Source organism: Risungbinella massiliensis (genome assembly GCF_000942395.1).
Classification (GTDB): domain Bacteria; phylum Bacillota; class Bacilli; order Thermoactinomycetales; family Thermoactinomycetaceae; genus Risungbinella; species Risungbinella massiliensis.
The window spans coordinates 1,562,207-1,583,288 of record NZ_LN812102.1; the positions used below are offsets into that span (position 1 = coordinate 1,562,207).

21 protein-coding genes are annotated in these 21,082 nt (G+C 39.5%); 12 read left to right on the forward strand and 9 right to left on the reverse strand.

Features of this window, described 5'->3' with window-relative positions:
- Window positions 1-218 precede the first annotated feature (218 nt).
- Window positions 219-1,820, reverse strand: coding sequence for an ABC-F family ATP-binding cassette domain-containing protein (locus VJ09_RS08130; RefSeq protein ID WP_044641025.1), 1,602 nt, complete (start codon window positions 1,818-1,820; stop codon window positions 219-221).
- 419 nt (window positions 1,821-2,239) lie between these two features.
- On the opposite strand from VJ09_RS08130, the gene VJ09_RS08135 reads away from it, so the two are divergent.
- Entirely contained in the window at window positions 2,240-2,662 is a 423-nt protein-coding gene (locus tag VJ09_RS08135) for a DUF2621 family protein (protein ID WP_044641026.1), read from the forward strand.
- Between the two features lie 169 nt (window positions 2,663-2,831).
- Complete coding sequence (locus VJ09_RS08140; protein WP_044641027.1) at window positions 2,832-3,038, forward strand: cold shock domain-containing protein; 207 nt, start codon at window positions 2,832-2,834, stop codon at window positions 3,036-3,038.
- Between the two features lie 442 nt (window positions 3,039-3,480).
- Here VJ09_RS08140 and VJ09_RS08145 read toward each other — a convergent pair whose 3' ends face one another.
- Together VJ09_RS08145 and VJ09_RS08150 are read right to left on the reverse strand one after the other, a co-directional pair.
- On the reverse strand, window positions 3,481-3,783 hold the full coding sequence (locus tag VJ09_RS08145) for a YunC family protein (protein ID WP_044641028.1): 303 nt from the start codon (window positions 3,781-3,783) through the stop codon (window positions 3,481-3,483).
- A 62-nt stretch (window positions 3,784-3,845) separates the two neighbouring features.
- Window positions 3,846-4,106 carry a DUF6154 family protein gene (locus tag VJ09_RS08150; RefSeq protein WP_044641029.1) on the reverse strand — a complete coding sequence of 87 codons (261 nt, stop codon included), beginning with the start codon at window positions 4,104-4,106 and terminating at the stop codon, window positions 3,846-3,848.
- A 110-nt stretch (window positions 4,107-4,216) separates the two neighbouring features.
- Between VJ09_RS08150 and VJ09_RS08155 the strand changes: the two genes are divergently transcribed.
- On the forward strand, window positions 4,217-4,696 hold the full coding sequence (locus VJ09_RS08155; RefSeq protein WP_044641030.1) for a QueT transporter family protein: 480 nt from the start codon (window positions 4,217-4,219) through the stop codon (window positions 4,694-4,696).
- Here VJ09_RS08155 and VJ09_RS08160 read toward each other — a convergent pair.
- Both VJ09_RS08160 and VJ09_RS08165 read right to left on the reverse strand, forming a co-directional pair.
- Window positions 4,686-6,113, reverse strand: coding sequence for a bifunctional metallophosphatase/5'-nucleotidase (locus VJ09_RS08160; protein ID WP_052807296.1), 1,428 nt, complete (start codon window positions 6,111-6,113; stop codon window positions 4,686-4,688). The genes VJ09_RS08155 and VJ09_RS08160 overlap by 11 nt on opposite strands.
- A 133-nt stretch (window positions 6,114-6,246) precedes the next feature.
- Window positions 6,247-7,104 (reverse strand): DUF72 domain-containing protein, encoded by an 858-nt coding sequence (locus VJ09_RS08165; RefSeq protein WP_230199105.1) that lies wholly within the window; start codon window positions 7,102-7,104, stop codon window positions 6,247-6,249.
- A gap of 171 nt (window positions 7,105-7,275) precedes the next feature.
- Here VJ09_RS08165 and VJ09_RS08170 point away from each other — a divergent pair, with 171 nt between their 5' ends.
- Window positions 7,276-8,745, forward strand: coding sequence for a nicotinate phosphoribosyltransferase (locus tag VJ09_RS08170; RefSeq protein ID WP_044641032.1), 1,470 nt, complete (start codon window positions 7,276-7,278; stop codon window positions 8,743-8,745).
- 282 nt (window positions 8,746-9,027) lie between these two features.
- Here the strand turns inward: VJ09_RS08170 and VJ09_RS08175 are convergent, their stop codons facing one another.
- Window positions 9,028-10,113, reverse strand: a complete 1,086-nt coding sequence (locus tag VJ09_RS08175; RefSeq protein ID WP_044641033.1) for an AI-2E family transporter — start codon at window positions 10,111-10,113, stop codon at window positions 9,028-9,030.
- A gap of 430 nt (window positions 10,114-10,543) precedes the next feature.
- Here VJ09_RS08175 and VJ09_RS08180 point away from each other — a divergent pair, with 430 nt between their 5' ends.
- From VJ09_RS08180 to VJ09_RS08190, 3 genes are read left to right on the forward strand one after another with little or no spacing between them, the layout of a single operon-like run.
- The gene (locus VJ09_RS08180) at window positions 10,544-11,629 is read left to right on the forward strand and encodes a class II aldolase/adducin family protein (protein ID WP_044641034.1); all 1,086 of its coding nucleotides are present in this window, start codon (window positions 10,544-10,546) and stop codon (window positions 11,627-11,629) included.
- A gap of 12 nt (window positions 11,630-11,641) precedes the next feature.
- Entirely contained in the window at window positions 11,642-12,439 is a 798-nt protein-coding gene (locus VJ09_RS08185; protein ID WP_187118690.1) for an SDR family NAD(P)-dependent oxidoreductase, read from the forward strand.
- Window positions 12,436-13,308, forward strand: a complete 873-nt coding sequence (locus VJ09_RS08190; protein WP_044641035.1) for a diacylglycerol/lipid kinase family protein — start codon at window positions 12,436-12,438, stop codon at window positions 13,306-13,308. The genes VJ09_RS08185 and VJ09_RS08190 overlap by 4 nt, the downstream gene beginning before the upstream one ends.
- A 15-nt stretch (window positions 13,309-13,323) precedes the next feature.
- Here VJ09_RS08190 and VJ09_RS08195 read toward each other — a convergent pair whose 3' ends face one another.
- From VJ09_RS08195 to VJ09_RS08205, 3 genes are all read right to left on the reverse strand, one after another.
- Window positions 13,324-14,517 carry an MFS transporter gene (locus VJ09_RS08195; protein WP_044641036.1) on the reverse strand — a complete coding sequence of 398 codons (1,194 nt, stop codon included), beginning with the start codon at window positions 14,515-14,517 and terminating at the stop codon, window positions 13,324-13,326.
- 14 nt (window positions 14,518-14,531) lie between these two features.
- Window positions 14,532-14,981 carry a MarR family winged helix-turn-helix transcriptional regulator gene (locus VJ09_RS08200; RefSeq protein ID WP_230199106.1) on the reverse strand — a complete coding sequence of 150 codons (450 nt, stop codon included), beginning with the start codon at window positions 14,979-14,981 and terminating at the stop codon, window positions 14,532-14,534.
- Between the two features lie 191 nt (window positions 14,982-15,172).
- Complete coding sequence (locus VJ09_RS08205) at window positions 15,173-16,009, reverse strand: YihY/virulence factor BrkB family protein (RefSeq protein WP_052807298.1); 837 nt, start codon at window positions 16,007-16,009, stop codon at window positions 15,173-15,175.
- A gap of 201 nt (window positions 16,010-16,210) precedes the next feature.
- Between VJ09_RS08205 and VJ09_RS08210 the strand changes: the two genes are divergently transcribed.
- The 5 genes from VJ09_RS08210 to VJ09_RS08230 all read left to right on the forward strand — a co-directional run bounded on the left by VJ09_RS08210 (window position 16,211) and on the right by VJ09_RS08230 (window position 20,783).
- Entirely contained in the window at window positions 16,211-16,438 is a 228-nt protein-coding gene (locus VJ09_RS08210) for a helix-turn-helix domain-containing protein (protein WP_044641037.1), read from the forward strand.
- 76 nt (window positions 16,439-16,514) lie between these two features.
- On the forward strand, window positions 16,515-17,552 hold the full coding sequence (locus VJ09_RS08215) for a tetratricopeptide repeat protein (RefSeq protein WP_044641038.1): 1,038 nt from the start codon (window positions 16,515-16,517) through the stop codon (window positions 17,550-17,552).
- Window positions 17,553-17,601: 49 nt separating this feature from the next.
- Entirely contained in the window at window positions 17,602-18,312 is a 711-nt protein-coding gene (gene dapD / locus VJ09_RS08220; RefSeq protein WP_044641039.1) for a 2,3,4,5-tetrahydropyridine-2,6-dicarboxylate N-acetyltransferase, read from the forward strand.
- Between the two features lie 117 nt (window positions 18,313-18,429).
- Window positions 18,430-19,650 (forward strand): aspartate aminotransferase family protein, encoded by a 1,221-nt coding sequence (locus VJ09_RS08225; RefSeq protein WP_044641040.1) that lies wholly within the window; start codon window positions 18,430-18,432, stop codon window positions 19,648-19,650.
- Window positions 19,647-20,783 carry an N-acetyldiaminopimelate deacetylase gene (locus tag VJ09_RS08230; RefSeq protein WP_044641041.1) on the forward strand — a complete coding sequence of 379 codons (1,137 nt, stop codon included), beginning with the start codon at window positions 19,647-19,649 and terminating at the stop codon, window positions 20,781-20,783. The genes VJ09_RS08225 and VJ09_RS08230 overlap by 4 nt, the downstream gene beginning before the upstream one ends.
- Window positions 20,784-21,082: the final 299 nt, after the last annotated feature.

Here is a 21,082-nt window from a genome sequence, read left to right on the forward strand (position 1 = left end):
CACACTTCTCTCTTAAATCATCCTTAATTAATAGTATAGTGGACAGAATCGGAACTCTATGAAAAATACTAAAAATTTTTTATGAAATTTTGATTTACTAGACACATATATAAAACTAGCGGCTTATCATACAAGCCGCTAGTTTTTTTGACATCATCACATTTTCGCAATATGAATATCTACACTATCTTATTTACGGTACTGCCAATACAATCAGCTTATTTGTTACCTTCAAATTTTTGATCAAGGTATTCATCATACGTCATCTGTTTATCAAAGATTTTTCCATCGCGGTTCAGTTCAATGACCCGATTGGCAATCGTTTGGACGAACTGATGATCTTGAGATACAAATAAGAGCGTTCCTGGATATTGGGTAAGACCTTTGTTGAGTGCCGTAATACTTTCTAAATCCAAATGGTTAGTCGGTTCATCCATTAGTAGAACGTTCGCACCACTCATCATCATTTTCGAGAGCATACAGCGAACTTTTTCTCCACCAGATAGTACACTTGGCTTTTTCATCACTTCATCACCAGAGAATAACATTCTTCCTAAGAAGCCTCGCAGATAGCTCTCTGTTTGATCACTTGAATAAGGGCGTAACCAGTCAACCAATGTTTCTTCGTTTCCTTCAAAGTATTCCGTGCTATCTTTTGGGAAATAAGCCTGTGAAGTAGTAATTCCCCAATGGTAGGTGCCTTCATCTGGTTCCATCTCTCCCATTAAGATCTGGAAAAGAGTCGTTTTGGCGATCTCATCGGTTCCAACAAAGGCGATCTTGTCCCCTTTATTCACTGTAAATCGTACGTTATTTAGTACTTTTTCCCCATCAATTGTTTTGCTGATTCCTTCCACTCGCAAAAGGTCGTTCCCTGCTTCACGCTCTGGTTCAAATGCGATATATGGGTAACGACGAGAAGAAGGCTTGATATCATCCAACGTTAATTTTTCCAATAACTTTTTACGAGAAGTAGCTTGTTTGGCTTTGGAAGCGTTAGAGCTAAATCGTGCAATAAACGTCTCAAGGTCTTTACGCTTTTCTTCTACTTTTTTGTTCTTCTCTTTTGCTAGTTGTAATGCCAACTGGCTTGATTCATACCAGAAGTCGTAGTTTCCTACAAAGAGCTTCACTTCTCCAAAATCGATATCTACCGTATGAGTACAAACTTGGTTCAAGAAATGGCGGTCATGGGAGACCACGATTACAGTGTTTTCAAAGTATAAGAGAAAATTCTCCAGCCAACGAATCGCTTCTAAATCCAAGTGGTTGGTAGGCTCATCTAATAGCAAGATGTCTGGTTTACCAAACAGCGCCTGTGCCAGTAACACTTTCACCTTGTCCCCACCAGAAAGTTCTTTCATCTGTTTGTAATGTAACTCTTCGCTAATCCCCAGACCAGACAGCAAAATCGCTGCTTCTGATTCTGCTTCCCAACCACCTAACTCTGCAAACTCTCCCTCTAGTTCTGCTGCTCGCATTCCGTCTTCATCAGAAAAATCTGCTTTGGCATAGATTGCATCTTTTTCTTGTTGTACTTCAAACAAGCGACTATGTCCCATGATTACTGTACTGAGAACTTGATTCTCTTCATATTGAAAGTGATCTTGTTTTAATACTGCCAGTCGTTCACCTGGTGTAATTGAGACATTTCCTGTGTTCGGTTCAATCTCTCCAGCCAAGATTTTCAAGAAAGTGGATTTTCCAGCTCCGTTCGCACCTATCACACCATAACAATTCCCAGGTGTGAATTTTAGATTTACTTCATCAAAAAGTTTGCGGCCACCATATTGTAATCCTACGTTTGTTACCGTGATCATGAGAAACCTCCGTATTTTTAATCTTAACGTCCATTGTATCAACAATATTTTCAAAGTGATAGTTACCATTTAAAACTTTTCGTGTTGTCATCATTTTTCACTTCTTTTGCTACATGATTACACTTACATTACAAATAGCCCTAAGCTAGGACAAGAGAAATTGGAAGGAGCTATAATGAGTTCAACAAACAACGAAATGAAACGCCGAAAGCGCTGAATAGATAATAAATACACCATTTGGAGGAATGAAATATGAATAACGCAGCAGTAGGAATTGTAAACGCAAGTTTAATTAGCTTACCAATCTGGGCCTTGATCTACCTTGCCGTAACCGCAGTAATGTAATCCACCTCTTTTTATAAGAAGGTGGATTTTTTTTGTCCTGCTTACTATAATTTTCAAGAAGAGAGGTGAACCGGATGCCTGTATGGCTACAGTGGTTTTACGTTGCTTTTTGGATTGTTCTCATCAGTTCCATGGCAATCGGTGGATATTTCATGTTTCGGAAGTTTTTAAAAGCCCTTCCGAAAGCAGATGGCAAATCCGCTCTGGATTGGCAAGAGTTTTATGTGAATAAAACATTGCATCTGTGGAAAGATGAACATAAGTCTCTATTAAATCAATTGGTCTCTCCTGTGCCTGAAATGTTTCGTGATGTAGCCAAAATGTCAATTGCCGGAAAAATAGGGGAAATAGTCTTAAAAGAAAATGCTTCCATTTTAGAAGAACAACATATTATCCGAGGTTACATAATTGCAACTCCTAAGCGTGATCACAAGTTTTTAAAGCGAAAATGCGCAGAGCTAGAGATTGATTTAACACCGTATCAAAACCTGTTATAATGGTTGAAATTTTTCCCATCGTATGGTACGATTCATACAGAACGTTAAAAAGTGGTCTCTTTATCAAGTTTGTTCTTGGTGCCTCTTGTTTTACTGCAATAGGTTCTATCAAGTTTCACTTAGATAATCAAGACCCCACTTTTTAATGAATCAAAGGAGGCCCAAGAGTATGAAGGGTAAAGTTAAATGGTTTAATGCAGAAAAAGGTTATGGTTTCATCGAGCGCGAAGACGGTGGCGATGTATTCGTTCACTACTCCGCAATCCAAACCGAAGGTTTCAAAACCCTCGAAGAAGGCGAGCCAGTTGAGTTCGACATCGTTGAAGGCGACCGTGGTCCTCAATCCGCTAACGTTGTGCGTCTAAACCACGCTTAATTAGCTAATAAAGCACTTTCCTATCTAGGGAAGTGCTTTTTTTAAACACTTTGCAAGGAGGTTATGAGAATGGGCAAGCTACTAAAAAACAAAGTCTTTATCAAAGTTGTTCAATTCGCCTTACGGAAAGTACTGCCAAAAGTACTCAAAAAAATACAAAAGCGATAGCTTAGAAATATTATTAACGCCTCTACTCCCACCCTCAAACTAACTCCCATTTTTCGGCCAACATTTTCTAACTTTTTGGACAAGCTGTGTCAGTGCCACCTACCCTAATAGATACAAGATTGAGAAATATAGCCCAAGCATGATGAGTCCTTACCTTTGGTCACGTTTTGAAGTATTAGGGTAAGGGGATCATTCATGCTAAAAACTATTGAATTCAAATTGATAAAAAGCAAGCAATTCGTCTGATGCGAAACTGCTTGCTTTTTAGGAATGATTATATCATTTTCAACAAAGCTTCTTTACCAATAGTCCCCTTTTCAATCCCCAACTCTTGTGCAGTAAGCGTAACGGATTCCAATGGTGCCTCCAGTAGTTGCTCTAATGTTTTGACTCCTACAGCACGACCAGCCAAAATCTTTCGATCCCCTAGCCGTTCGTTTAGAAGCCCCACATCCAAAGCTCCACACATAATATATCCGTTATCTGTAGTGATTGCCAGCAAAGTGGTTTTCGGTAATTTGACCTCTACTCCAATCACCGTTGTCTCGCCAATCTGAATCGGCTCCACTCGAACCATTTTCACTCCCCCTAGCTTTAAAGTTCTACCGTCTATCTTATTCGATTGCCTAGGAGAAGTGTCTATTGCAATCGATCGTGCGGAACCGTTAGTTTCGAAAATGGGGATAGTTTGCCATCTTGAATCATTTTTAGTTTCAGCATTTCCACTAAGTAGATTCCCATCATTTGTATTACTTCATCTTCTGACATGTTCTCTACTAGCTTCATGACGTCTTCTCTTGATTGATCTTCTAGTAAACTGAGCACAATAGAGATAGCGTCTTCTTCATTATCTTGTAGTTGATCCTGATACATGGAATAAACTTGATCAATAAATCGCATGATGTTTCCCTCCATTGATAGAATCTACTGTCCACGCTTGCAAGGTCGGGAAATACCGGTACAATAGATACGTTTTGATAAATAACTTGTCCTAAGAAAGGAGTAAATTCATGACTGCTAAAAAAATTACGATCATCGCAGTAATTGCAGCTCTATATGCTGCCTTAACGTTAGCCTTTGCACCAATCTCTTACGGCGCTCTGCAATTCCGTATTTCTGAAGCACTTACTGTACTACCATTTTTTACTCCACTTGCCATCCCTGGACTTACCCTAGGAACTTTTATAGCGAATATGCAAAGTTCATTTGCCATATTAGACATGGTGATTGGTTCCATAGCCACATTGATTGCCGCTACGCTCACTTATAAGGTTCGCAAAAAATGGTTGGCTCCACTTCCACCTGTCATTATGAATGCTCTGATCATCGGTACCATGATTAGCATATTATCTAACTACGAACCTTCCATTCCAGTTGCAATTGCTTATGTTGGCTTAGGACAACTAGGTGTTTGTTACTTGCTAGGATATCCATTACTCTTGGTTTTAGAGAAATATCGCAATCAACTGCCCTTTGCCTCTAAGAAGTAATGGGGAACCAGCGCGACATAAATGCATTTTCTATATTGGATGATTTTGCAAAATGGATGGCAAGCAAGTGACGTAAAAAATCAGGTAAGAAATACTCTTTTATCTTGCCATTTCGGATTCTAGAATAACCTAATCCAAAGGTAAACATATCAATAGTAGCCACATCATACCATTTCTCATCTTGAATCGCTTCTCCTTTTAAAAGGATGGAAGCGATTTTTTTGTACGGTTTTTCATGTGGGTCATATTCGATTTTCAATCCTGAGACTGCCATATTCCCGAGATATATTCCTCGAAAACCGAAACCTTTAATCTCTTTTTGTTGAAATTCTGGCAAGAGAGATTCTTCTAATGTAAGTCGAATATCTTTTCCTAGCATTTGATAATTAACAGCATTGATCGGATGGGGACAAATTTGATGTAATTCCTTTGTATTTATCGTTCCCACAGCACAACTTTGTAAAATCTGTCCGCTGTTTACCATAGCAATCTCTGCACCTACATATTCTCGCAAGCTATCTGCTAAAAAATTCCCAAATGGGGACTCTTGATCCCATGAGATGGGCAATGGTTTTGGAAGAAAAGCAATAGGTTCCTGCATATTACGTTCTGCCAATTCGATATTTTGCAGTTTAATATCTCGTATTGTCTCAGAAGGTTTGTATTTCGTAAGCGGTAAGGCAGCACCATATTTTCGCCCTATCTGACCATCACACCATTCAATGGTCATTATCCCAGCGCTTTGTCCATGTTTCCCGGCAGCACCGATCAATGTTCCTTCCACTTCTAATGGTGTTTCTAACAAATGGTGGGTGTGACCACCCAAGATAAAATCCAAACCTTCTATCTCTTGTGCAATTTGTTGATCATGTGGGAGACCTAAGTGAGAAAGTAAAACAATTAGATCCGACTCTGACTGGAGTAGATCCACTTGTTTTTGAACTTGTGGGATAAATTCACGCACATCCCAACCCATTTTTTCATAGACAATGGGAAAAGGAATGGTTGCAGCAGTCACTCCGATTCGGAATGGGCCTACTTCATAAACTCGTGATGAGTGTAACCAAGATGGAAGTTCTCTCGAATTCTCCTCCCGAACATTGCAACTGATCACTTCAAAATTAGCTCCCTGGTAATTTTGAGTTAATTCTGCCTGTGAAAAAGTAAGTAATTCATTATTTCCTAACGTAATAGCATCGTAACCAGTCTGCTCTAAAACCTGACGATTCGCCAGCCCATCTGTTCCTTCCGTAGCTAAATGGAAGCGATCCATATGATCCCCAACATCTAATAATAAGAATGCCTCATTTTTTGCACGCCACTCGCGTTTTTTCTCTTCCAAAAAGGTATGAAAGCGAGCCATTTGGTCAAAACGACTGTGAAAGTCATTCGTATGAACAATATGTATTTTTTTCATCGCCATCAACTCTTACTTTCTGTATGGTTCATCTAAACACCACTCCGAGAAGCTTAATCAGAACGCTTACGTTGCTTTTGACTTAGTCTCTCCCTAGATAAGCTTCTCTCCGTCTACGGATCTGAAACAAGTTCTAGAATAGATCTAGCTGGCGTGGAGCTGGTTCGGGAAGATCTTGCCCCAATAACTTTCTCATCTGCCTTGCGTTATCAGCGGCATCGCCTTGAGAGTTGTTATTAAAGATAAGTATTACCTCTTTTGCCCTTTGTACAAGCTCTTCTAATCGAGTTACCCATTCCTGTAGCTCATCTGTTGTATAGCGATAGGCATATCGAACATCTCGCCAGTTAGGTTGTCCTACAAAATTCCAACCTTCCAAATTGCGACCATGAAAACGAACCAATACTTTCTCTGGATTGGTGACAACCGGAACAATTGGCACACAAGTTGTTCCAGACTGTGGTTCGTCACAAACTACATGAATCAGTTGTTCTCCCTCTAAAAACTGCAATGTTTGGTCTTGATGTAATGAACTAAACCAACTCATGTGGCGAAATTCAATGGCTACCGGATAATCGGCAAAAGCTTCTTTGATTTTACGGATATACTGGACATGCTTTTTTTGGCAGTCATACCAAGGTGGAAATTGGAACAGGATCATGGACAACTTATTAGATGATTGCATAGGAGCAAGTGAGTTTTTCATCTCTGTAACTTGTTGTTGCCAAGAGCGAATCGGTGCTTGTCCTTTTCGACCATGTCCTGTTAGTTCACGATAAGCTTTTACGACAAATCGAAAATTGCTTGGTGTCTCTTCTACCCACTTTTCCATCCGGCTAACAGGGGCAATCGCATGATAGGTACTATCTAATTCGACAATTGGATATTGAGTTGCATAGAAAGGAAGCTTCTCACCACTAGGAGTCCCTCTCGGATAAATATCATGATCTCCCCATCCACTTAAACCAACTTGGATCAATTGATTCTTCATACGTCCCTCTCGTTCCTTTACTACTTTCCAATAGTTTCTCATACTACAGTAGAACTGGAAAGGGATTAGAAGTAGTTTTGCATTACCTTCAATGTTATGATGGTCTACATGACGCCTTCTTTTATCGGGAAAAATAAGAGAAGCTAGTAGTTAATGGTAGGAGATGTTTTCATGTCAACATCAAGAGTTTCCGCATTACATACTGATATGTATCAAATTACGATGATGTATGCTCATTGGAAAAATGGAACCCATCAGCATCGTCGGGCATTTGATCTCTATTTCCGCACGCTGCCTTTTGGCAATGGTTATGCAGTATTTGCTGGCCTAGAAAGAGCAGTAGACTATTTACAAAATCTACGATTTACAGAAGAAGAGATTGAGTATATTCAGTCACTGGATTCCCGCTTTGAGCCTGAATTCATCGATCTACTACGTAACTTTCGATTTACAGGAGATGTGTACGCAGTAGCTGAAGGTTCACTCGTTTTCCCGACTATCCCCCTTCTTCATATTCAAGGTTCTGTAATGGAACTACAGATTATCGAGACAGCATTACTTAATTTTATCGGTTATCAAACACTTGTCGCAACCAAAGCCGCTCGTATTCGTCAGATCGTAGACACCAACGATACCTTGATGGAGTTTGGATCACGGCGAGCACAAGAACAAGATGCTGCATTATGGGGTGCACGAGCTGCCTACATCGGTGGATTTGATTCTACTTCTAATCTCCAAGCTGGGAAGCTCTTTGGAATCCCAACTAGTGGTACACATGCACATGCTTGGGTACAAGATTTCCCAGAAGAGATTGATGCTTTCCGAGCATATGCTCAAGCTTTTCCTGATAAGACCGTCTTATTAGTTGATACTTATGATACCCTGCAAAGTGGTGTTCCCAATGCCATTCGTGTTGGATTAGAAATGAAAACACGTGGCGAAAAACTTTTTGGAATCCGTCTAGACAGTGGTGACCTCGCCTATCTGTCCAAACAAGCACGTCAAATGCTAAACGCGGCAGGATTAGAAGACACAATCATCGTAGCCTCTAGTGACCTAGATGAGAACACAATTCTTAACCTAAAGGCACAAGGTGCTCAGATTGATTCTTGGGGTGTCGGTACCAAATTGATCACCGCTTTTGATCAACCAGCTCTTGGAGCTGTCTACAAGCTGGTGGCACGTTATGAGAATGGTACATGGGAACCTACAATCAAGATTTCTTCTAATCCTAATAAAATCACTACACCTGGTTTAAAAGATGTCTATCGAATTGTGGATAAGAAAACAGGTAAAGCAACAGCTGATTTTATCACCATCCGAGATGAACAGATCGAAGTGGATCAACCATTGCATTTATTCCATCCAACTGTAACGTACAAACAAAAGACAGTAGTCGATTATGACTTAATCCCAATCTTAAAACCACTTATTCGAGATGGTAAGCTAGTTCAAACCCTACCTTCTTTAGATGAGATCAGAGCTCATCATCAGCAAGAACTACAGCTTTTTTGGGAAGAATATCTTAGAACCTTGCATCCAGAAGAATATCACATAAATTTATCGGATCAACTCTGGCAAATGAAACAAGATCTACTAAAAACATTTTATCGTCGATTCAAACAACCTAAGAAAAAATAGCTGAATTCAAAAAGGCCTCTTATGCTATTGCTAGCAAAGAGGCACTTTTTTTAGTCAAGTTCTAATTCAATTCCATCTTCATCAATTTCAATTTCAAATCCACCAATTTCGATCTCTAATTCTCCATCTTCTACTTCGATCTCTAGATCAAATGGATCTTGTCTCATAGGGTTATTCCTCCATGTGAGATGTTAATGTAACTCCTCTCTCATCTTATAAGTTGAAAACATTAATCGCAATCTATCGAAAGAAATTTTTAAAAAAACCTAACAATTATCCATCCTAAGATTCATTTCTTTCTGTTCTGCGCAGCTGCATAAAGCGATAAATGTGGCTAATCACTACTTTGGCTACAGCATAAACTGGAACACCCAATAAAAGCCCTAAAAAGCCACCTAAACTCCCAGCGACTAATAAGATCAAAATAATAGTTAGTGGGTGTATGTTCAAGTTTTTCCCCATTACTAATGGAGAAACTACATTCCCTTCTAATTGTTGAGCAACCAATGCTACGATTAACACTTTGACTGCCATAAATGGTTGCTCACTGATCAAACCTACGATCAATGCAGGAACCGTTCCAATCAGTGGCCCGATAAAAGGAATAATGTTAGTAAACATACTGACCAGCGCCAAGATAAGTGGGTACTCTATTCCAATGATCAGATATCCGATATAGACCAGTACTCCCACAAAAATACTAACTAATACTTGTCCTTTAATATAGGAACTAAGGGCATGGTCTAAGTCATGTAAAATTTTGCTTCCTTGCTCTCTTTGTTCTCGCTCAGGGAAAAACTTGAGAAAATATGCTGGAGCTTTATGTCCCTCACTCAACATGTAGTAGAGAATAAACGGAACCGTTACAAAAACAACCACAATATCGGTCAATACGCCAAAGAAACTTGCAATATTGGTTCCAATTTGTTGATAACTATTCTGTAAGTAATCTACTACGTAGTTGGACAATTCATCCCAATTTACGTTTTGGGTCACCCAAGGATTTTTGCTCAACTCTTGAAAACGGGTTTCTGCTAACCTCCACATATCTGGGAAGTTCTCAACCAGTCTTTCTACCTGTTCTGTTAGAGGTGGTCCGATTAAAAAACCCAACAACACGACAATTCCTGTAAAGAGCAGATAGATGAGAATTATGCTAAGTTGCTTGGGAATTTTGAATCGATGAAGCCACATTACAACTGGTCGAAACAAATAAAACAAGACACCAGCTAAGAGAAACGGAAAAAACAGCGTCTGAAAAAAGATCACAATGGGGCGAAAGATAAAGCTAACTTTGGTACCTAAAAAAATAATAAGCAGAATGACGATGGTTCCATAACCTAACAAAAACGGCTTAGATTTAGGCATTGCAACCTCCTTGAATCGTGCGGGTTTCCAATAGTACAGGATGGGATCACTTATTTTTAGTGATTCTGATTATAAAATAGTCAGATTGACAACAGTGATATAACTACAATCGTTATCATACCACCAACAATCTCCTATTGATAGAAAACTTTGTGTTTCATGTTCTCTATGATTATCCCCAAAAAGATTGGTCTCCAGAAACTGTGCTACATAACAAACCAGAATAATTTCCCAGATAAAGCAAATTATAGTATCAGGATAAACACAATAAAGCATGTTGCATAATGAATCCAAAGCCAGAGGTTTTCCCCTTTTGAGATGCGACTATGAGCGATAGGGAGTCGGAGCAGATCAGAAGGGGAAAACCGGCGGCGCACCTACTAACTTAGATTAATGCAACAAGCTAACAACAGACAAGAGGTGTAGAAGCATGAATACGTTTTCCATAGTCGGAGATTGGAAACAAACTTCTAGATTAGAAAATTTCGCATCGTTGATTCAAGACGGAATGGAAGAAAAAGGATATAAATTAGATCCCGAAAAAAGTCCAGATGTACAACTTGTTTTCAACTTTGTTGATTCGAAAAAACCATCTCATTTTCAACGTAAAGGGAAGGGCACTTTTGTGGTTACGGTAATGGAGAATGATCAACCAACCGATAATATTTTGCATAAGGGCTATCCGACTTTGATCCGCTCGCTTGGAAATCTGATGATCTGCTTAGATCAAACGTCAGACCAAGAATCAATTCATTTTGTCACGTTGGAACAAGGTTGTTATTCCATAACCGAGCAAGAAAAAGATCCCTTTCCTGAAGTTTTTCAGCGATTACATCCCCTTGCTACATCCCAGTTAGTTATTGATAATACCTTCGATCATGATTTACCTAAGGAACTCTGGTCAGGAGATGAAATTACACAAAGCTTATATCGAGCTGGGAAAAAATTAGATGAAATGAATCTACTTCCTACTCCCTTTCCAATTCAAGAGTTGCTCTCGCCAAAAGAATATCGTCACATTCAACGTCTTTATGGAATTGGCGGACTCAGTTATGGAAATCTCAGTGCCCGAAGATCGGGAAATGAATTTTGGATGAGTGCTAGAGGGGTCGACAAATCCAACCTTACGGATATTGGGCGAGATATTTTGCTAATTAAAGGGTTTAATCGAGAAAAATTAAGCATGGAAATCAGCGTCCCATCTCATGTTTTAAAACCGAATCGCGCTTCCGTTGATGCGATTGAACATTGGATGATCTATACCGAACACCCTCAGGTAGGTGCAATCGTACATATTCATGCATGGATGGAAGGGATTCCTTCTACAGTCATCAATTATCCATGTGGAACGATCCAATTAGGAAAAGCAGTAGCTGATCTTGTTCGACAGGCAGAGGATCCATCTCGAGCTATTATTGGGCTGAAAAATCATGGTCTCACTATTACTGGAAGAGACTTAGATGATATCTTTGAACGGATCGAGGGTCGAATTCTTCCTCAAGTTCCGATGGAATAGATGATGAAAAAAATGAACAAAGAAATGGTATTACTAACAGGAGCCTCAAGTGGAATAGGAAAAGAAGTTGCTTCCCAACTTGTCAAAGAGAAGAGATATTTTCCATTGCTTGTGGCACGTAACATTGACAAGCTTCAGGAATTAAAAAATGAGATAAAAGATTGCGACATCTATTCCTGTGATGTCACCAATCCTGAACAAGTGAAAAACTTGGTCGATCAGGTAGTTTCTAAGTATGGTGGAATTGATGTATTGATTAACAACGCTGGGTATGGTCGTTTTGGAGGAGCACTCGATATACCCATAAGCGACTACATTGGAATGATGGAAACCAATTACTTAGGGGCAGTCCGTCTCACCCATGCCTTTTTACCTTATATGTTAAAGGCAGGGAGTGGCAAAATTATCAACATAGCATCAGTAGCTGGCTTGTCTGGTAGTCCAAATTTAGCCGCATATTGTGCTTCTAAATTTGCACTGGTCGGTTTTTCCGAAGCACTTCGATTAGAATATGCACCTCGCATTCAAGTAGGGGTTTTATGTCCAGGTCCTGTCCAAACCCCTTTCTTTCGCGGAGACGATCCGAGCGATCTCTTTCCAACTCCCATCGCCCGTCAAATTTTGGATGTGCAAACGGTCGCTCATCATGCTGTGCAATTGATCAACCGTCCACGGGTAAAAGTCATTCCCCGTGGACTTCGTTGGTCTATGCAATTTCGAAAGCTTGTTCCTGGATTTTATTTACAGATAACAAAAAAATTATATGATTCCCTAAAAATCCGAACAAAAGCAAGGAGAATCGATGTATGAGATTGTTTATTGTCAATCCAGTCTCAGGAAACCGCAGAGGAAAAGAAGTTTGGTTGTTTTTACAGCAGTATTTAATCATGAATCGAATTCCTTATTCTGTAGAATTTACAGAAAAACCAGGTCATGCTAGAGAAATCGCTTGTCACGCTGCCTCTAGATCAGATATCAAAGCTGTCATTGTGGTCGGTGGTGATGGAACTCTACATGAAGTAGGGAATGCTTTAGTCCATACAGATATACCTGTAGGCTATATCCCCGCTGGTTCCGCCAACGATTTTGCACTAGCACAGAAAATCTCTTTTGATCCAGAGCAAGCTTTAGAACGGATCTTAAATCACCAAGTTCGCAAAGTAGATACTGCCGATTTTGGTGGAAGAAAGATGATTAGTTTTATGGGAGTAGGTTTTGATGGAGCTGTTGCAGAAGCCGTAAATGGTTCCTCTTGGAAGCGATGGTTGAGAAGTTCAGCCTATACATGGGGAGTTTTGAAATTATTAAAATCCTATCAACCTACCCAAATCTCCCTAAATATCGATGGGGAGTCATTTCATTACAATGATGTATGGTTTATTGCAATAACCAATATCCCTAACTATGCAGGAGGAATGAAAATTTGTCCTCATGCAGCGGATGATGATGGACAATTAGATATTTGTTGTGTTCGAGATATGTCCCGTAGTCAGTTATTACGAGTGTTCCCATCTGTTTACAAAGGAGAACATATTGATCATCCCTCGATAACATTACATCGAGGAACAGAAATTACGATCGATTCCGATACATCGTTAACTATTCACGCCGATGGAGAAATTATTGGCAAGACACCCCTATCAGTCTCAGTCCGTCCTCAATCATTAATGATTTTGTAATTCTGTATAACTATTTCAAGAAGCTTTATTTGGTACATTGTTTGCATGTTTAGGTTTCCAGAATGTAAATGTATAGATCAGAAGTAATAAGACTAAAGACCCGATAGAAAATCCATACATCATGTGGTAGCCCGTAATAGAAGCTAGAATACCTAAGCCAGTTGATCCAATTGCCATTCCTAGATCCATAAAAGAGAGATACATGGCATTGGCTGTGCCTTGTTTCTCCTTTGATACAAAACTGACCGCAAGAGATTGAAGGGTAGGAGCTATTGTTCCATAAGCAATTCCATAAAATAGCCCTGCAAGAAGCAAGGTCCATGTCTCTTGTGTAATTGCTAAAAGAAACAATCCTATGATCCCACATAAAGTTGCAGGAAACATAATGACTTTATGGCCTTTTCGATCAAATAATCGCCCGGAAAAGGGACGAACAAACATCATAACCAACGCAATAATCAAAAAGAACATGGAAACTGATCCACCTAGGTCTGCTTCCTTGCCCAATTCGCTAAGAAAACTGATTACTCCTCCCAATGTAATAGAAAAGAAGGCAGTCAAAAGGCACGGTAATAAAGCTTTCTTATCAAATGCATATTCCTTAAGAGAGACCTGTTGTTTCACTGTATTACTAGAACTGGAAGATGAGGTTTGTTTGATAAAAAGACTCAGAATTAAGGTAGCGATCGCGAGTAAAACGGACAATACGAGTAATGCATCAAAGGAAAAGATCTGCAAAAATGCTAAGGCAAACATTGGTGCTAGGCTTGTCCCAATGCTAGTAGCTAACCCGTAATAACCAACTCCTTCCCCAATGCGCTTACTAGGAATAATATTGGTTGCCATCGTTGCGATCACAGTGGAAATAACTCCGAATCCAATACCATGCAGAATTCGTAACAAGAGCAAATATGACACAGACTCTTGCTGATAGCTTAACCCAACGGTAAATATGATGAATAGAATAGCAACTATGATCAACATTTTCATATGAACCTTATGAATCAACATCCCAATCAAAGGACGTGTGATGATTGCAGCGACCATAAATGCAGTTGTCATAAGCCCGCCTTGAGCAGGATTATTTTTCATATCGGAAATAAATGCAGGAAAACCAGCAGTCAATATCTGAAGGGAAAGAAAAAATAAAAAAGCCATCATAAGAATGGCAATAAAAGGGCGAGTCCATAATTTAGAAGATTCTATCATGTGTCTCCTTCTTTCTAGTTGTGTGTGTCTTCTAAGAGTTCGTCAATATTTTTTTCGAGTGAAAGCAACACTTCTTGATACATCTCTAACTTCTCTTCTCCGACTCTATCTGTGATCCTCTGAAAAATTCCTTCCATATAAGGAGCTAATTCTTTGGATAACTCTCTACCTTCCTTGGTAATCTGAATCAAAAAAGAACGCCGATCTGTTGGATTTGGTTTTCTCTCAATAAATCGATGCTTTTCTAGAAGATCCAAAATCTTAGTGAGCGTTGCCTGATCTTTATCTGTTCGCTTCGACAATTCTTTTTGGGAAATATGGTCTATCTCATTTAACGTCCGAAGAACACCCCATTGTTCCGTCGTTATGTTAAATGATTTGAGATAAACGTTTAATAATCGAGTCATTTTTTTACTTAACCGAACTGTAGCCGATCCAATCAATTTATCTTTTGAGATATCCAAAATATCTCCCTCCTAGCCATTTCCTATTATAAAGGGAAATATTATATGTGTAAATATAATTTGTATACAAATTAATTTACCAAAATAAAAGAACCCTTCATTATGGAGGATTCTTTAATGTTCGCTGCATTCCAGCAACCTACATAAGATAATTTCTATAGCTCTCAATCAAGTCTATTAGAGTCGTTGGTTTATAAGCTATCATCAGATTTTTTTTCCTTTTTCTCAAAAACATTACAAATAGTAGCGTTGATAACTCCTCCTAAAATAAGAATCATCGCAGATAGATAAAACCAAGTTAACAGAATGATAATCGCACTTAAATTGCCGTAAATAACAGAGTAGTTTCCTAAAGACACATAATAAGAGAATAGTAGCGAGCTTAATTGCCAACCAAGAGTTGCAAAAATCGATCCCGGAAACGCTTGCCAAAAAGAAATTTTCGTATTGGGAGTAAATTGATATAACGTCCAAAACATTAACCATAAAAAGGTAGAACTAATCAGCCATCGAATCCAATTCCAGATCGTCAGGAAATAGGGTGTAACACTAAACAAAAAAAAGACCTGCTTTCCAATAGCATGTCCATAAAGTGACAGAGCTAGCGAGACCACAATAGCTAATAATAATCCGGTCATTAAAACCATTCCCAGCAAAAGATCACGCCAAAAGGGGCGACTTTCTTTCACCTGATAAGCATGATTTAAGATGCGGATCACAGAATGGAACATCATATTAGCAAGGTAAATTGTTGCGATAATACTAATGGAGAGCACCCCTCCATTCTGCCTGTCCAAAATGATGTACAAGTTTTCCTGCAAAAGACGGTATGTACTTTCTGGAGCATATGGCTGAATCATCTCTAACACCATATCACTTGAAAAAGGGAGATAGCCTAAAACAGTAAATACTACATATAAAAAAGGGAATAAAGATAGCAGAAAGTAGTATGCCAATTGTGCAGCCTGATCATATATACGATCTTGAAAATAACGATCACGTATTTCAATTAAAAAGCGCCACCACATTTTTATTATCACCTCATATTTCTCTTTACACATTCTTCTCTTATTATGATCTTTTTAGAAGTAGCTATTTTACGAAAAAACAGAAGCATCTTGGCACATTTTGTCTATATTAATTTTATAATATTTTAAAACTTAGTTTCCTTTTGGTATACGAAAGTTTAATATGATAATACACAACTATATGATAGATGAGGTGTATATATGAAGAAGTTAGCTCTACATGAAATGGGGGAAGTCATACGAAAAGTCCGCAAAGAACGTGGACTCCGGCTAGAAGATTTATCTGATGATAACATTTCTCCAGCAACAGTTAGCAACATTGAACGTGGCGTTGCACATGTAAGTCCCGAAAAAATTACATACCTTTTGGAAAAACTAGATCTTTCGATGCACAAAATACCAGACATGTTAAAAAAAAGAGCAAGATGAAATACAAAAAGTAAAATTCCAATTACTAGTATCGACTTCTCTTTATGAAAGTGGAAATGCAGAAGAATCCCTTGTCTTGCTAGAGAGTATGGCATTAGATGAATCTCATCCCTATATTGGTACTGCGTATTATATTAGAGGCCTTTGCTACCTAAAAAAGAATAAATGGAGACAAGCGGAACGAAACCTACATCACGCCCTACGACATGCCCAACAGTCTAACCAACCAAATCCTGAACTAGAAGCCCAAATCTATTATCAATTAAGTAAGTGCCATCAAGCCCAATACTCATTAGTCGATGCAATAGATCGAGTGAATCAAGGTTTACGAGTTCTAGAAGATGCGAAAACAAAAGGAACCTGGAAAGAACGTTTATTATGTCAAAAGGCAGAATATCACTACCTACTAAAAGAAACACTAGAGGGTTACCAATTTGTACTAGATCATTGGGAAACTCTCGCTCAATCCACCGATTGTGAAATCCGTACTACTATTTCTTGGTTACGAGCAGAGTTCGTCTTTCAACTAGGGTATTTGGAACAATCGATCGAGATTGCAAGTCATGCAGTCGAACAAAGCCAGCATCTGAGTCTACCACTCATCCATAACCGACTCTGGACCCTTCTCGGAAAAGTTTATACACATACAGAGAACTGGGATCTAGCAGATCTATCTTTTCAGATGGCACTGCGACAAAACTTGCATCCGAGCACTGTCTCCTATGATCCAATCTATACTTTGATTGAATATAGCAAGCTCTACCAAAAGCAAGAAAAATGGCAACCTGCCTATACATACTTAGAAAAAGCTGTTTCCCTATCAAAAAAACATCTGGTGAAAGATCAATACCTTAGCACCTTATTGATGTTAGGGAATCTTTGTCATGAATGCGGTCAAAAACCAGATGAAGCAATTCGTCTATTGCAGCAAACACTAGAATTAGCTCAAAAATACGAAAAACTAGATCTCGAGTTAGAAGTTTGGTTTTCCTTAGCAAAATGCTATGAACACTGTAATGATGAAGCATTCCACCACTGTTTGCGGAAAGGATACGAACTAAGAAAACGGGTATCCCAAGAAGAACAGAAAAGAAAATCCAGCGTGCCAAAATAAAAGAATGATTATGTTATACTGTGAAAAACGATGAGAAAGGTTGGTCTAGATGAAACAGATGAATGCACAAGAAATCATTGAGTTTATCCAAAAGAGTCAGAAAAAAACTCCTGTACGAGTTTACATAAAAGGGGATCTTGAAAAGCTCACCTTTCCAGAAGAAGTAAAGACATTTATTCAAGGAAACGTGGGAACTCTGTTTGGAGATTGGAAAGAGATTCAACCTATACTAGAAGCCAATAAAGATAGCATCTTGGATCTAGTTGTGGAACATGATCGGCAAAACTCTGCAATTCCGCTACTTGATCTAAAAGAAATCCCTGCTCGGATCGAGCCTGGCGCTCTCATTCGGGAGCAAGTAGAGATCGGCAAAAATGCGGTAGTAATGATGGGTGCTGTCATTAACATTGGGGCAGTAATTGGCGAAGGAACGATGGTTGATATGAACGCAGTAATTGGTGGCCGTGGAACCATCGGTAAAAACTGTCATATCGGTGCTGGCGCCGTCATCGCAGGCGTAATTGAACCACCTTCTGCTCAACCTGTTATCATTGAGGATGATGTTATGATCGGTGCCAATGCAGTTATCTTAGAAGGCGTACGTGTCGGAAAAGGTTCCGTTGTCGCAGCTGGTGCAGTCGTGATCCAAGATGTGCCTCCTAACACAGTGGTCGCAGGTACCCCGGCGCGAGTAATCAAAGAAATCGACGAGCAAACACGCTCCAAAACAGAGATAAAAGAAGAACTACGTCAACTATAAGGCGAAACTTCTTTTAACGAATCCCTTGTATTTTTGGATAGAAAGAACGAAACCGCTGACCAAAATAATTGGTTGGCGGTTCTTTCACATCTACCCCCTAGGAGAGGAGACAATGGTATGAACAACTGGCAAGAACTAGATCAACAATATGTAATGCATACCGTAAAGCGTTATCCTATCACAATCGAAAAGGCAATTGGCAATTACTTATATGATACAGACGGAAAACAATACCTGGATTTGTTTACTGGACTTGCAGTAAATGTTCTCGGTCACTCTCATCCAAGAGTGATGAAAGCATTGGAGCAACAAGGAAACAAATTTTTGCATATCTCCAACCTCTTCTTAAACCAACCCTCCATTCAATTGGCACAAAAACTGGTTGAACACTCCGTTGGCACTGGCAAAGTATTTTTCTGTAACTCTGGTGCAGAAGCGACAGAAGCAGCCATCAAGTTAATCCATAAATGGCGAAAACGACAGAAAAATGGACGAAATGGGCTAGTAGTGCTACGAAATGGTTTTCATGGACGGACATTAGGAGCACTACGGCTTACTCGTCAGCCTGGTGTATATCAAGATTTTCCAGAGCTATCTCTTCCGATCTATGAAGTGGATCGCAACTCCTTATCTCAACTACAAGAGGTTTGTCAAAAACATCGACCAGCTGCGGTTTTGGTGGAACCCATCTTAGGAGCTGGTGGTGTTGAAACACTATCAGAAGAATTTTTGTTAGGTATTCAAGAAATTTGCCAGTCTGAGGGAATGCTTCTGTGTATCGATGAGATTCAGACAGGTATTGGACGAACAGGAAAGATGTTTGCTTATCAACATTTTGCAATTGAACCAGATGTCATCTTGTTTGCCAAAGGAGTAGGCGGAGGATTACCCTTAGGAGGAATCATAGCCAAAGCAGACCATGCAGATCTATTCCAGCCAGGAGATCATGGAACCACCTTTGCTCCCTCTCCTTTAAGTGCAGCACTCGGAAATGCCGTTATAGATACACTATTAGATGGAGAATTGGAAAAAGGCCGTTTGCGTGCAGGAGAACTATGGGGGAAATTGGAGATGCTACGAGATAGTTATGTTGACCATATCGACTATCTAGATGGACGAGGTATGATGATCGGGATTCGAACCCACCTCTCTGCTGAAGAAGTAAAAAACCTCCATCAAAAATTACTAAATCGTGGAATTCTCGTTAATGTAACGGCAGGAACTGTAATTCGTCTGCTTCCTCCCCTTACCTTGACTACTTATGAAATAGATGAATTCTTACAGGCATTCCGCGATAGCTTAGATGAGCTAATTCAAGAAAAGAAGGAGCGCCAATGAGACAGAGCATCGACTGGATTCAGATTCGTAGGGATTTGCACCAGATTCCAGAGCCCGGATTTAAGGAATACAAAACACAGGCCTATTTATTAGAATTTCTTGCCCAATATCCTACAAATCGCATGGAAGTTAATACTTGGCGAACAGGATTACTTGTAAAAGTAAAGGGAACTGATCCTGCCAAAACGATCGGATACCGTACCGATATGGATGGTTTACCGCTGACTGAGAGTACCTCTTATGATTTTGCTTCCAAGCACCCTGGATTTATGCATGCTTGTGGTCATGATTTACATATGACCATTGCGCTTGGAATCCTAGATCATTTTGTTCACCATCCGATTCAAGATGATCTTGTGTTTCTCTTTCAACCAGCAGAAGAAGGACCTGGTGGAGCAGAACCAATGTTAGCAAGCAACGAATTTGCAATGGTTCGTCCTGACGAGATCTATGCACTTCATATTGCTCCAGAGTATCCAGTTGGTACGATTGCGTTACGTTCAGGAGTGCTCTTTGCCAATACATGTGAAGTAAATATCGATTTAAAAGGTACTAGTGGTCATGCTGCTTATCCTCATCGGGCGAACGATATGGTTGTAGCCGCTGCCCATTTGGTAACACAGCTTCAAACCATCATCTCTCGAAATGTTGACCCAATTGAGTCTGCTGTCTTATCACTCGGTAAACTCCATGTTGGAACGGCAGAAAATATTATCGCCGACTCTGCTCGTCTAGAAGGTACTATTCGCTCTCTCTCTATCGCATCAATGGATACGGTAAAAAGACGTATTCAAGATATCGTACATGGAGTAGCAACTGCTTTTGGAGCAGAAGGAACGGTAAGCTGGGGCTCTAGTTATTGTCAAGTCTTTAACCATCATAAAGAAACAGAACAATTCCTTCAGTGGACAAAGGAAGCAAACCCAAGAATACAAGTGTTGGAATGCCCACCTGCTATGACAGGAGAAGACTTTGGTTATTTTCTGAAAGAAATTCCGGGATTTTTATTTTGGCTAGGGGTGCAAACTCCCTATTCACTGCATCATCCAAGTATTGAACCTAACGAAGAAGCCATCTCTGTAGCGATAAACTTGATGACGCAGTATTTAACTTTCCGAGGAACGCATTCATAATGCAAAACTAACATTTAGTGGGGGAGTAATCCTTAAATCTACTCATAAAAGAAACACCTCCGAATCGTTAATATGATTCAGGAGGTGTTTCTTCTGAAATTATCGGCAGAGTAATTTGCTTTTGGTGGAAAGGGGATTAACTGAGAACTCCCAGACTACAATCTGTGGGTTCTTTTTCATTTGCTCATAAATTTCAGCTCAAGACTATATAAAACAGCAGTCGAATGGATGCCCCTGTATGTTGTGATACAATCTCCAATTCAAATAAAAGTCTTCAACCTGGGGCAGCAGCCATGAAA

Bases quoted from the DNA above. Each gene is read 5' to 3' on its own strand.
- VJ09_RS08130 (WP_044641025.1), bottom strand. From the start codon at position 1,820: ATGATCACGGTAACAAACGTAGGATTACAATATGGTGGCCGCAAACTT.
- VJ09_RS08135 (WP_044641026.1), top strand. From the start codon at position 2,240: ATGCCTGTATGGCTACAGTGGTTTTACGTTGCTTTTTGGATTGTTCTC.
- VJ09_RS08140 (WP_044641027.1), top strand. From the start codon at position 2,832: ATGAAGGGTAAAGTTAAATGGTTTAATGCAGAAAAAGGTTATGGTTTC.
- VJ09_RS08145 (WP_044641028.1), bottom strand. From the start codon at position 3,783: ATGGTTCGAGTGGAGCCGATTCAGATTGGCGAGACAACGGTGATTGGA.
- VJ09_RS08150 (WP_044641029.1), bottom strand. From the start codon at position 4,106: ATGCGATTTATTGATCAAGTTTATTCCATGTATCAGGATCAACTACAA.
- VJ09_RS08155 (WP_044641030.1), top strand. From the start codon at position 4,217: ATGACTGCTAAAAAAATTACGATCATCGCAGTAATTGCAGCTCTATAT.
- VJ09_RS08160 (WP_052807296.1), bottom strand. From the start codon at position 6,113: ATGAAAAAAATACATATTGTTCATACGAATGACTTTCACAGTCGTTTT.
- VJ09_RS08165 (WP_230199105.1), bottom strand. From the start codon at position 7,104: ATGAAGAATCAATTGATCCAAGTTGGTTTAAGTGGATGGGGAGATCAT.
- VJ09_RS08170 (WP_044641032.1), top strand. From the start codon at position 7,276: ATGTCAACATCAAGAGTTTCCGCATTACATACTGATATGTATCAAATT.
- VJ09_RS08175 (WP_044641033.1), bottom strand. From the start codon at position 10,113: ATGCCTAAATCTAAGCCGTTTTTGTTAGGTTATGGAACCATCGTCATT.
- VJ09_RS08180 (WP_044641034.1), top strand. From the start codon at position 10,544: ATGAATACGTTTTCCATAGTCGGAGATTGGAAACAAACTTCTAGATTA.
- VJ09_RS08185 (WP_187118690.1), top strand. From the start codon at position 11,642: ATGAACAAAGAAATGGTATTACTAACAGGAGCCTCAAGTGGAATAGGA.
- VJ09_RS08190 (WP_044641035.1), top strand. From the start codon at position 12,436: ATGAGATTGTTTATTGTCAATCCAGTCTCAGGAAACCGCAGAGGAAAA.
- VJ09_RS08195 (WP_044641036.1), bottom strand. From the start codon at position 14,517: ATGATAGAATCTTCTAAATTATGGACTCGCCCTTTTATTGCCATTCTT.
- VJ09_RS08205 (WP_052807298.1), bottom strand. From the start codon at position 16,009: ATGTGGTGGCGCTTTTTAATTGAAATACGTGATCGTTATTTTCAAGAT.
- VJ09_RS08210 (WP_044641037.1), top strand. From the start codon at position 16,211: ATGAAGAAGTTAGCTCTACATGAAATGGGGGAAGTCATACGAAAAGTC.
- dapD (WP_044641039.1), top strand. From the start codon at position 17,602: ATGAAACAGATGAATGCACAAGAAATCATTGAGTTTATCCAAAAGAGT.
- VJ09_RS08225 (WP_044641040.1), top strand. From the start codon at position 18,430: ATGAACAACTGGCAAGAACTAGATCAACAATATGTAATGCATACCGTA.
- VJ09_RS08230 (WP_044641041.1), top strand. From the start codon at position 19,647: ATGAGACAGAGCATCGACTGGATTCAGATTCGTAGGGATTTGCACCAG.